Raw genomic sequence first — 11652 nt, 5'->3', positions numbered from 1 at the left:
ATTATGAAAATGCTTATTGAATTACAAACTTTAAAATCAATTGCTTGCAATCATATGAAAGGATTCATATAATTTTATTATAATATAAGTTCGTTTGAACTTGAAAAATAATTGGAGGTCAAAATGGCAAAACGTATTTTACTCTTCCTGCTATCTAATATCTTAGTAATTACGACGATTGGGATTGTACTCTCGTTACTGAATGTTTCACCTTATCAATCACTTGATGGTAGCCTGAATTTAGTGAATCTCCTCATTTTTAGTGCTGTTGTCGGTTTTACAGGTTCGTTTGTTTCACTTGCGATGTCTCGCTGGATGGCAAAAATGATGATGGGAGTTCAAGTTTTAAATCCAAAAGACTCTCTTTCAGCTATGGAACGTGAGCTTGTTGAACGTGTTCATCGGTTATCAAGGGCTGCAGGACTAACTGTCATGCCACAGGTTGGGATATATCAGTCTCCTGAAGTCAATGCATTTGCAACAGGTCCGTCTAAACGCCGTTCTCTCGTTGCAGTATCAACTGGATTACTTCATGAAATGGACGATGATGCCATTGAAGGTGTGTTAGCACATGAGGTTGCCCATATCGCAAATGGAGACATGGTGACGATGACATTATTACAAGGGATTGTAAACACATTTGTCGTATTCTTTGCTCGTATCGTAGCTTGGATAGCATCCAGATTTGTTAGAGAAGATTTGGCACCTATCGTTCACTTTGTTGCAGTGATTATTTTCCAACTTATCTTTTCGATTTTAGGAAGTCTAGTCGTATTTGCCTTTTCTAGATATCGTGAGTACCATGCTGATAGAGGCGGAGCGGATCTAGCTGGTAAGGATAAGATGATCCATGCACTTGAATCATTAAAACGATATACAAATCGTGTAAGAGATGAGCAAGCATCATTATCAACGTTGAAAATTAATAGTAAAAAGGGAATGTCCATATTTTCAACACATCCAGACTTAGACGATAGAATTAGCCGTTTACAAGCAAAATAAACTGGGATGACTAAAACAATGTGATGATACATTTGTTTTAGTCTTTTTTTGTATACGATTATTTTAATTTGCACTTTTATCAAGTATTTTCAATTACTTTAGCAAAAGCCCTTTCCCTTTTTCGACTTTTTCTTTAAGATAAAGCATGAATGTTATTATTCTTCATATTTTTTAAGATAAATTTGCCAAATTACATTAAGATAATTAATGAATTTTGAAAAAAATGTTTGCAAAAATATGATAAGATAGACACTTTAGGAAGATGAGTAATTTACGATTGGAATGAATTAGAAAATGTATAAATGGAAGTTACGTTTGCAAGCATTAACACCAGTGCAATTAATCGTATCCTATTATTTTTTAGCGGTTACGGTTTCGGTCATATTATTAAGCTTGCCAGTTGCCCATAAGCCTGGGGTTGAATGGTCATTTATCGACGGATTGTTTACAGCTGTTAGTGCTGTTAGTGTAACAGGGCTTACGTCTATTTCGACTGCTGAAACATTTAGTACACCTGGAATCTTTATATTAGCATTTGTTCTTCAATTTGGTGGAATAGGGATTATGAGTCTTGGAACTTTCGTATGGTTAATTATGGGGAAGAAAATCGGCTTAAAAGAGCGACAACTGATTATGACTGACCAAAACCAAACGAATTTATCGGGAATCGTTAATTTGATTAAACAAATCATTATTCTCATTCTCATTATTGAATTTTTAGGAGGCTTAATTCTTAGTGTATATTTTCTAAGTTATTATGACACTTGGCAGGAAGCTTTTTTACATGGCTTTTTTACATCGGTAAGTGCTACGACAAATGGAGGCTTTGATATCACTGGACAGTCATTAATTCCTTTTGCACATGATTATTTTGTTCAATTTATTGTGATGCTTCTAATTATATTAGGTGCGATTGGCTTTCCGGTTTTGATAGAAGTAAAGGATTTTTTATTTAATAAGCGAAAGAAATTTCGGTTTACATTATTTACAAAAATAACGACGATAACCTTCTTTTTATTAGTCATCGGTGGAACGATCCTTATCGCAAGTTTGGAGTATCGGTATTTTTTTAAGGGAATGGATTGGCATGAAGTCTTTTTTTATTCGTTATTCCAATCAACTGCAACTAGAAGTGGCGGGATGGCAACACTTGATATAAGTGCCTTTACGGAAACAACCTTACTTGTTTTATGTGCGCTTATGTTTATCGGTGCATCTCCAAGTTCAGTTGGTGGTGGAATACGAACAACTACATTTGCCTTAAATTTATTATTCCTCTTTCATTTTGCGAGAGGAAACAAATCAATTAAAATTTTTAAGAGAGAATTGCATGAGGAAGATTTAATGAAGTCTGTTGTTGTTACAATGATGGCCTTTATTATATGTTTTTTTGCCGTTTTTATTTTAACAATAACAGAACCATTTACATTTACTGAAATACTATTTGAGGTTTGCTCTGCTTTTGGAACAACTGGATTATCGATGGGGATTACTCAGGAATTAAGTACTATAGGGAAAATTGTTATTATGATCCTTATGTTTATTGGAAGAATCGGGATTATTACCTTTCTCTTTTTGATTGGAACGAAGGAAAAGAAGGATAATTATCATTATCCGAAAGAACGTGTAAGTATCGGATAATAACGTTTTAAAAGGGTTGATAGACTTTTGAAAATTAGGTCATCAATCCTTTTTTATGACAGAAATAGGTAAATAAGTTAATATTAAATAGGACTATTATGTTATACTTTCAAGTGGTATGAATGTGAAAGGGGGAGAAAAAAGTATGAAAAAAATATTTACGGGTTTTATTCTTTTATTCCTTATTGTTCTTTGTGCATGTTCAAATAAACCTACTGCTTCCGAGCGTTTTGATCAATACATAAAGCTATGGAATGAGAAAAAATTTACTTCGATGTATGATATGTTATCAACTAGTGCAAAAGAAACAATTACAAAAGATGAGTTCGTTAAACGCTATGAGGCAATTTACGATGGAATATCTGCTAAAAATTTGAAAGTTACTTTTAAAGAACCGACAGAAAAGGAAGAAAAAGATGAACAGGAAAAGGTAACCTATTCATTTTCTTTGGCAATGGATACTGTTGCTGGAAAAGTAAATTTTGAAGAAGAGACGGAAATCGTGAAAGAGAAAAGAGATAAGGATGAAAATTGGTATATTTCTTGGACGCCCTCGATGATTTTTCCTCAATTGAAGGAAGATCAAGAGGTAAAGGTTTCTACGATTCCTGCAGTTAGAGGGCAAATTTTTGATCAAAATGATAAAGGGCTTGCCATTAATGGCACAGCCTACCAGGTCGGAATTGTTCCGGGAGAACTTCCGGAAGCACGTCAAGAAACATTAGATAAGATTGCTAAGCTACTTGAACTAAGTGTTGAAGAAATCGAGGAAAAGCTAAATGAACCATGGGTAAAACCAGAATTATTTGTTCCAATTAAAAAAATCGACCCTATGAATACAGAATTATTCGAACAATTAATGGCTATTCCATCTGTACAAAAGCAGAATGTTGGCTCAAGAGTATACCCATTAGGTGAAAGTGCGGCACACCTTACCGGTTATATTGGGAGTATAACTGCTGAACAGCTTGAGGAATTAAAGGATAAAGGATATAGTAGTAACTCGATGGTAGGGAAAGCAGGACTTGAACAAGTTTACGAAGACCGTTTAAGAGGAGAGAATGGCGTTACAATTTACATTGAAGGTACAGACGAGATAATTGCACAGAAAAATCCTGTAAATGGAGAGGATATTCATATTACAATTAATAGTTATATGCAACAGGCACTTTACGAGCAGCTGAATGGTGATGCAGGAACAGCGGTTGCGCTCCATCCAATTACAGGGGAAACGCTAGCAATGGTAAGTAGCCCTTCATATAATCCAAATGATTTTATAAACGGTATTTCGAATGAAAAATACAATGCATTAGCAAATGATCCAAAGAAACCTTTAATGGCGAGATTTAATAAAACATATTCTCCTGGTTCATCGATAAAGCCTTTAACTGCAGCAATTGGGTTAGATGCGGGCTCAATCACTATTAATGATACAAAGCAAATTAAAGGTACAACGTGGAGAAAGGATGAGAGTTGGGGGAATTATTATATTACTCGTGTATCAAGTAAAGTTGAAAATGTGAATCTGGCAAATGCATTAATTTATTCGGACAATATTTACTTTGCTCAGCTTGCATTAGATATTGGTGCAGATAAATTAACAAATGGCCTGAAGAAATTTGGCTACGAGGAAGAGATTGACTTTGCATTTCCGATCAATAAGTCAACGATTTCAACTGACGGATTATCAAATGAACAGCTTTTAGCAGACTCAGGCTATGGTCAAGGGCAACTACAAATGAGTCCATTTCATGTCGCAGCTTCGTATACAAGCTTTGTTAATTCAGGAAATATGGTAAAACCATATTTAGAGAAGAAATCAGAGGTGGTACCAACGATTTGGAAGGAACAGGCTGTAACGAAAGAGAATGCCGAAATTATTTTAAATGATTTAAAGCAAGTTGTCGAAAATCCAAACGGAACTGGACATGAACCAGTGGTAGAGGGTATTCAAATTGCTGGTAAGACTGGTACGGCAGAACTAAAACAGTCAAAGGATGATAAAGAAGGTAGCGAGAATGGTTGGTTTGTGGCAATAGATACAAATGATCCTTCTTTGTTAATTGCAATGATGGTTGAAGAAGTAAAGGGCAAAGGTGGAAGTCATTATGTCGTTCCAAAAGTGAAGCAAGTATTTAAAGCTTTTGTAAGTCATTAAAAATAAGAGGGTGACTCAAAATAAAGGTACAGTCCCTTCAAACACTATATAGACGAATGATGAGGGTAGTTTACTTTATAAGTGTGTTTGAAGGGGGCAGACCATTTGAGTCACCCTTTTTTTATTCCTTAAAGTACTAGGATAGAAACAGGGAAAGTAGGTAAAATTAAAGGAGAAACAAGAATGAAGGAGTGAAAAACATGAAGAGAAAAGTTGCGAGAAATCAGGCATTAACACATAATAATACTCCGACAGAGAGCCTTCCAGAAGGGGAAGCTTATGAGATAAATGATGATCAAGATCCAATGAAGGGTGCGAATCGTAATTCAAAAAAAGGACAACAAGGGAAGGGATGAGCCTATGACTGAAAAGAATAAAAAAAGTAAGGATATGCAAAACCATAAAAAACCGATGCCAAAGGACATTTTACAAGTAGAATTCGGTCAGGAAATGGGCGATGTAAATGCAAGCCAAATTTATAATGTGTTAGAAGGGAATAAAGGAAAATCAAATCGTAAAAAAAGTGAGAGATAATTCTCTCACTTACCCAACCTTAGTTGTTAGTTCTCCTGACAAAGCAGAATAAACCGTTGTTTTTAGGTTAATTGGATCATAATGCACGACAATAAATGATTCTTCTTCAATAATCGTACCTGTTTTTAAGAAATGATTTAGGTTAAATGGAAGCTTTTCAAGTACTGTATGTTTATATAAGTCCTTTTCAGCTAACTGCAAGCTTGCAAACTCTTTACCTAAAATAAGAGGATTTTGTAAGATTGACTGATAAATTTTACTTCTTTCCTCTTTCGCAACAATTTCTTCCCACCATGGCTTACGTGGTTTATATTTTTGATTTCGTAAATAGTCGTACTTCATAAAACCACTTACGATAAGCAATTCATCTTTTTTAGCGTGTAATAAAAATTCATAAAGGTGTTTGTATAAATCCTCTAATTGATGACCAATTCGCGTCCATCCTTTTTCATCCCAATACGTTCCGAAGTCCTGGAAGAAATCAAAAGGAGTTTCAAAAACATGTGATACTAAATATTCGATTGTTTCATCCATACGATGATCATTCCAATACTTTTCTAGAACATCCTCAACCTGCTTGATTTTAATCATATCTTCAAACGAAAGAACATCATTTTTTAAGATTTCATAAGGAGAATGATCCATAAATACATAGCCGTGATCTGCTGCACGTAATCTTAAGCCTGTACCTCTAAGCATTTTTAAGAAGCCGAGTTGCAGCTCTTCAGGTCGTAATGCAAAAACATCATTAAATGTTTTCTTAAATGAATGGTAATCTTCCTCTGGTAATCCAGCAATTAAATCGAGATGCTGATCAATTTTTTGCCCTTCCTTTACCATTGTGACCGTTCTCGTCAATTTATTAAAGTTTTGCTTTCTCATCACGAGTTCATTCGTTGTATCATTTGTTGATTGAACCCCAATTTCAAATCGAAATAATCCCTTTGGTGCATTGTCATTTAAAAATTGAATGACTTCAGGTCTCATAATATCAGCTGTAATCTCAAATTGGAACACAACACCAGGCTTATGCTCATCAATAAGAAATTGAAACATTTCCATTGCATAGCTGCGGCTTATATTAAACGTACGGTCAACAAATTTAATTGTTTTTGCACCATGATCCATTAAAAAGCGAATATCTTCCTTTATTTTTTCACGATCAAAGTAGCGAACTCCGACTTCTATAGATGATAAACAAAATTGACAGCTAAATGGACAGCCACGACTCGTTTCAATATATGTGACCCGTTTTGAAAGATGTGGGAGGTCTTCTTCAAAGCGAAATGGTGATGGCAATGTCTTTAGATCTATTTTATTTCTCTGTGGTTTAATTTGGATAGAATCGTTGTCACGATAGGCAATTCCACTAACATTGGCGAAGTTTTCCTCTCCGTGTAATTCATCTAATAATTGCTTAAATGATTGTTCACCTTCTCCAATAATAATAAAATCAACCTCTGGAATTCTTTCCATCCATTCCTTCGTATCATAAGTAACTTCTGGTCCACCTAAAACAATAATTATTGAAGGGTTGATTTTTTTAAGCATATTTATTACTTTTATTGTTTCTTCAATATTCCAAATATAGCAGCTAAAGCCAATAATTTCAGGGTTTTTAGAATATAAGTCTGTGACAATATTCATTGAAGGGTCTTTAATCGTATACTCAGCGAGCTCAACCTCATATTCTGGAGCTGCATATGCCTTTAAATACCGAATTGAAAGGCTTGTATGGATATATTTTGCATTTAACGTTGCTAAGATTGTTTTCATATATTGGAACACCACTTCTATTATTTTTTTGAGCTAATTTACATGCAAGATACCTCTTTCACAGAAAAAGAAAGAGCTTTCCTAGTAAGTTTAACTTCATTACAATCAACTATTTATTTTACCACATTTTCTAGAAAACGTACTTACCATAGTATAGGAAAACTAGAAGAAATTTAATCGGTTAAAGCGGTATAAATAGTCGGCTTAAAAGAAAAAACAGCTGACTCCTACGTGGAAGTCAGCCTATTACTACTGAATTGATTTGGATGTAAAGTTCTTTACATAATACTGAATCGTTGATGCGCGTAATTCAATTATTGGTTGTGTTATCGCCTTTACGATTGTCGTTGATAAAGTAGTTGTCATGATGATTGATAGAATAATGAGCATCGTCACACTTTGATAATCTCTCATCCATTCTAGCCATTCACTGTTACGGATATATTGAACGATGAAACCATGTAGTAGATAAACATAAAACGTTCGAGTTCCCCATTCAGTAAAAAAGGCATGTGTTTTTGGGATAAGTGATAAAAAGCTAATCGACGTTATAAAAGTTAGACTGTAAAAGCCTAAACGAATGCCAGCACTAAAAATTGATGGGTCACCAAATTGTGAATAAGGCTGAGAACCAAATAACCATTCGTAATCAAAATCAAGATAAAAATAAGAGAAAAAGATACTTAATAATACAAAGACTGCTATCCCTCGAGATTTCACCTTTGTCATGATATCAAAATGCTCTCGTCTTAAATAAAAGCCAACTAAAAAGAGAGGGAAGAAGACGAAAGTTCTTGACATGCTTAAATAATTGCTAATGATTTCAAAATAACCAACTGCTAATCCTAAAGCAAATGCTAAACATAAAGCCCATTTTGCCGGTAATTTTGTGAACCCAAATAAAAATATATTCCAAAAAAACAAGCTAATTAAAAACCATAGTGACCAATGAGGATCAAATGGATCTAGAATAATAGATTGCTGGTCTTCAATGAAATAATAATATACAGAGTAAATCCCTTGGAAAATCAAATATGGAAGAATGAGCTTTTTCGCGATTTTTTCTACATATCCTTTTTTGCGATATCCTTTTGCAAAATAACCTGAGATTAGAATAAACGCAGGCATATGGAATGTGTAAACAAATTTATAAACATTCATTATTAATTGACTATCATCAATTAATGGACGGATGATATGGCCAAACACAACTAATATAATTAAGAAAAACTTTGCATTATCAAAATAACTATCACGATTTTTCATATATTCACCTTTCTCTTTAAATTATAAAATCGGAAAGATAATATGGATATTCCCATTTTGCTACTTATTAAACCTAATTCGTCAAAACGATATAATTTTAAAGGGATGTCATTTAAATGTAACGAACATGTAAGATTATTTCCGTTATATTACTAGAGATAATGTTTAGATAAATACTTTCCTATATTAAATAATTTATTGGAAAAATCAATGTTATTATTTGGTACTCAACAATATGGATGATTTTTATATTGTGAAAGAATTTACTTTTTTGGGAGTTAACTGGATAAAAAATAAGGGAATTTCTAGTTCTTTTGTCGTGATTTGTGATGTAAAGGCGGATCTTTCAATCATTTTGTAGATACATGAAGGACAATGACCCGTCTTGTAGAATATCAATTATTATGAAGATTGAGGTAAGTAGGGGTGAATGGATTGAAAGAAACGATGGAGGAAAGCGAAAACGTCCTGTTAGAGGAAAGAATTGCTTATTTAGAAAAGGAAAATAAACTTCTAAAATCTAAGCTTCTCCAACATGAATATATCATTGAAGATGCACTAGATGCAGTTGTTATATTCGATGCTCAATTTAATTTTATTGATGGTAACTCCGCAGCCTGTGAAATGTTTCAGCTATCGAAACAACAATTATGTAACCGAAATTTATATGACTTTCTTAGTTTAGTTCCAAAGCATAAAATTGAAGAAATGTTTGAAGAGATTACGGATAATAGATCCTTTGCTAGTGACCTTGCGATTCAATTAGAAGATGGACAAATAAAATTTTTAGAGATTACGTTGCGACATCATGTCATAAATGATTGTCATCTTGCAATGCTCAAGGATGTATCATTTAAGAAAATGTTAGAACGTGAACGTCTAATTAATGAGCAGCTTTTTAAAGATTTGTTTCATCGTGCAGTGGATGGTATTGTCATCTTTGATCAGCACGGTCTTTTTATTGATGCGAATGAATCATTTTGTACGAGCTTTGATTTATGTAAAGCACAATTAAATACATATTTACTTGGGGATTTTGTTGAAAGCAAGGATAAGTATAAACTTGAAAAGCTATGGACAGCCCTAAAGGAATACGGTAGTGCAAAAGGGGAATTACCTGTTCTTTTAAAGAACGGGCAAAAAAAAATTTTTGAGTTTACAACAACGTCAAATATAATTAATGGTTTTTATATGGCGATAATGAGAGACATTACGGAAAAACGTTTCATGGAAATGAAGCTGTACAAAAGTGAAGAGCGGTTTAGAGAAATTTTTGAAAATGCAATTGATGCCATTATGATTTGGGATAAATGTGGACAAATCTTAAAAGTAAATCCAGCAGCATGCCGAACGTTTGAGCTTTCTGACGAAGAGTTGATAAAGCGGAATATTCAGGAATTTGTTGACCATACAAGCTTGGCGTATAAAAAGGTAAAGCGTGAGTATTTAAAAACAGGTGCGATTAGAGCTGAGCTATTATTTCATATGCCTAATGGACAAAGCAAGGAGCTAGAATTCACATCTAAGATGGATATATTTGATGGCAATCATTTAACAATTTTTCGAAATGTAAGTGAACGAAAAAGAATGGAAAAGGAACTAAGAGAAAGTGAGCAAAAATTCCGGAAAATATTTGATGGTGCGATGGATGGGATCGTTTTATTTAACAATGATTATAAGATAATTGAAGCAAATCCTACTGCACGGAAGATTTTTAATATAAGAAAGGAGGATATTGCTGCGTTTAATTTCTGTCATTTGTTAACACCTAATCTTACTGATGAGGATGGTACTCAGTTAGTTGAAGGCGACAGAGCAGATAAATTACAAGAAATTACGTATTCATTTGAAAATGGTGAGGAAAAAATTCTTGAATTTACTGTTAAAAACAATATCAATGAAAATATGCATTTAGCAATATTTCGGGATGTTACAGAAAAAAGAGAGCTTGAGGAGCAATTGAGAAAATCGGATACACTGAATGTTGTTGGAGAATTAGCTGCAGGAATTGCTCATGAAATTCGAAATCCAATGACCTCTTTAAAAGGCTTTATTCAACTACTTGAGGGCAATATGAAAGACGATTATTCGATGTATTTTAATGTTATTACTTCTGAATTAAGTAGAATTGAATCGATTATTACTGAATTTTTAATCCTCGCTAGGCCACAGGCAATAAAATATTTGAAAAAAGATATAAGCATTATTATGAGTGATACGATTGAATTATTAAGTGCACAAGCGATCCTTGTAAATGTACAAATGAAGCTAAAGGTTGAGGAACAGCTACCGCTTATTTATTGTGAACCGAATCAATTAAAGCAAGTGTTTATAAATGTTTTAAAAAATGCCATTGAAGTCATGCCAAATGGTGGACAGGTTGATGTTGAAATACGACGTAGGGATGAGGAACATCTTACAGTTTCCATTAAAGATAGAGGGTTCGGCATTCCAGAGGATAAAATTAAAAGATTAGGACAGCCTTTTTATACAACAAAGGAAAGAGGAACTGGACTTGGTCTGATGGTGAGCTACAAAATTATTGAAGAGCATAATGGAATCGTCGAGGTCGAGAGTGAGGAAGGAAAAGGGACAACCTTCCATATTACACTTCCGGTTTTCCAAGGGAAAAAATCGAATAATGAATAAGGAATGGTGGAGAAGATTTGAGCTTCTCCCTTTTTTATTTGGGATAAGTTGTTTACTTGAATCGTTGAGTTTCTTAAAGTAGTATAGCTTGCTTAGAGAGGAGATAGTAGAAAACACATTTAATCTTATTCGAAAAAGCATGCATCTAAATAAAGGGAGAAGAAGACAAACACGCTTTTATGATAGGCATATGACTTGTCACAAGTTGGAATAAAATACATATAATTTGATTAAGAAAAAAAAGTTGAGTATGGGAAAGAAAGGGGCAAGCTTATGTGGATAATTAAAAAACAGCCAAAAAAAGTATATTTCTACACTTCGATCTGTTCAAAGCTGCGAATAATTTCTGAAAAGGAAAGACAGATTCTTCTTGAAAAGTTAAAGTGAATGTATTTGCTCCTTGTTGGTACATTCAAAATACTAGAGGTTATATTAAGCTTGAATGGCAGTTGCTCTCTTATACGAATAAAAATATGAAAAATAAAATGCAACAAAAAAAAATCAACATCAATATCGTCAATGGTTTGCACAACAGCCAGGACAGCAACAGCCAGGACAGCAGCAACCAGGACAGCAGCAGCCAGGACAGCAGCAGCCAGGACAGCAACAGCCAGGACAGCAACAAC

General features: G+C 33.9%; 9 protein-coding genes. 6 read left to right on the top strand and 3 right to left on the bottom strand.

The genetic code is table 11. The annotated features are described in order from the left end of the window. The first annotated feature begins 123 nt into the window (after positions 1-123). From htpX to HU235_RS10805, 5 genes are all read left to right on the top strand, one after another. Positions 124-1002, top strand: a complete 879-nt coding sequence (htpX, locus tag HU235_RS10825) for a protease HtpX (protein ID WP_095301515.1) — start codon at positions 124-126, stop codon at positions 1000-1002. Between the two features lie 294 nt (positions 1003-1296). Continuing rightward, on the top strand, positions 1297-2643 hold the full coding sequence (locus HU235_RS10820) for a TrkH family potassium uptake protein (RefSeq protein ID WP_095301516.1): 1347 nt from the start codon (positions 1297-1299) through the stop codon (positions 2641-2643). A gap of 145 nt (positions 2644-2788) precedes the next feature. Continuing rightward, on the top strand, positions 2789-4801 hold the full coding sequence (locus tag HU235_RS10815; protein ID WP_174880234.1) for a penicillin-binding transpeptidase domain-containing protein: 2013 nt from the start codon (positions 2789-2791) through the stop codon (positions 4799-4801). Between the two features lie 200 nt (positions 4802-5001). Next, positions 5002-5157 carry a hypothetical protein gene (locus tag HU235_RS10810; protein ID WP_095301518.1) on the top strand — a complete coding sequence of 52 codons (156 nt, stop codon included), beginning with the start codon at positions 5002-5004 and terminating at the stop codon, positions 5155-5157. Between the two features lie 4 nt (positions 5158-5161). Continuing rightward, positions 5162-5335, top strand: coding sequence for a hypothetical protein (locus HU235_RS10805; RefSeq protein WP_174880233.1), 174 nt, complete (start codon positions 5162-5164; stop codon positions 5333-5335). Between the two features lie 9 nt (positions 5336-5344). On the opposite strand, the gene HU235_RS10800 is transcribed toward HU235_RS10805, so the two are convergent. Together HU235_RS10800 and HU235_RS10795 are read right to left on the bottom strand one after the other, a co-directional pair. Further along, positions 5345-7111, bottom strand: a complete 1767-nt coding sequence (locus tag HU235_RS10800; protein ID WP_174880232.1) for a B12-binding domain-containing radical SAM protein — start codon at positions 7109-7111, stop codon at positions 5345-5347. Positions 7112-7360: 249 nt separating this feature from the next. Next, positions 7361-8377: an acyltransferase family protein gene (locus tag HU235_RS10795; protein ID WP_174880231.1), complete on the bottom strand. Its 1017-nt coding sequence runs from the start codon at positions 8375-8377 to the stop codon at positions 7361-7363. A gap of 435 nt (positions 8378-8812) precedes the next feature. Between HU235_RS10795 and HU235_RS10790 the strand changes: the two genes are divergently transcribed. After that, positions 8813-11026: a PAS domain S-box protein gene (locus HU235_RS10790; protein WP_370877224.1), complete on the top strand. Its 2214-nt coding sequence runs from the start codon at positions 8813-8815 to the stop codon at positions 11024-11026. Between the two features lie 311 nt (positions 11027-11337). Here the strand turns inward: HU235_RS10790 and HU235_RS10785 are convergent. Then, positions 11338-11652: hypothetical protein (locus HU235_RS10785; protein ID WP_174880230.1), on the bottom strand; the 315-nt coding region annotated here is incomplete at its 5' end.

Source organism: Metabacillus niabensis, assembly GCF_902829255.1.
GTDB classification, from domain to species: Bacteria; Bacillota; Bacilli; order Bacillales; family Bacillaceae; genus Metabacillus; species Metabacillus niabensis.
Note: the sequence above shows the minus strand (reverse complement) of the source record. Positions and strands in the feature narration are given on the sequence as shown.

Bases quoted from the DNA above. Each gene is read 5' to 3' on its own strand.
- htpX (WP_095301515.1), top strand. From the start codon at position 124: ATGGCAAAACGTATTTTACTCTTCCTGCTATCTAATATCTTAGTAATT.
- HU235_RS10820 (WP_095301516.1), top strand. From the start codon at position 1,297: ATGTATAAATGGAAGTTACGTTTGCAAGCATTAACACCAGTGCAATTA.
- HU235_RS10815 (WP_174880234.1), top strand. From the start codon at position 2,789: ATGAAAAAAATATTTACGGGTTTTATTCTTTTATTCCTTATTGTTCTT.
- HU235_RS10810 (WP_095301518.1), top strand. From the start codon at position 5,002: ATGAAGAGAAAAGTTGCGAGAAATCAGGCATTAACACATAATAATACT.
- HU235_RS10805 (WP_174880233.1), top strand. From the start codon at position 5,162: ATGACTGAAAAGAATAAAAAAAGTAAGGATATGCAAAACCATAAAAAA.
- HU235_RS10800 (WP_174880232.1), bottom strand. From the start codon at position 7,111: ATGAAAACAATCTTAGCAACGTTAAATGCAAAATATATCCATACAAGC.
- HU235_RS10795 (WP_174880231.1), bottom strand. From the start codon at position 8,377: ATGAAAAATCGTGATAGTTATTTTGATAATGCAAAGTTTTTCTTAATT.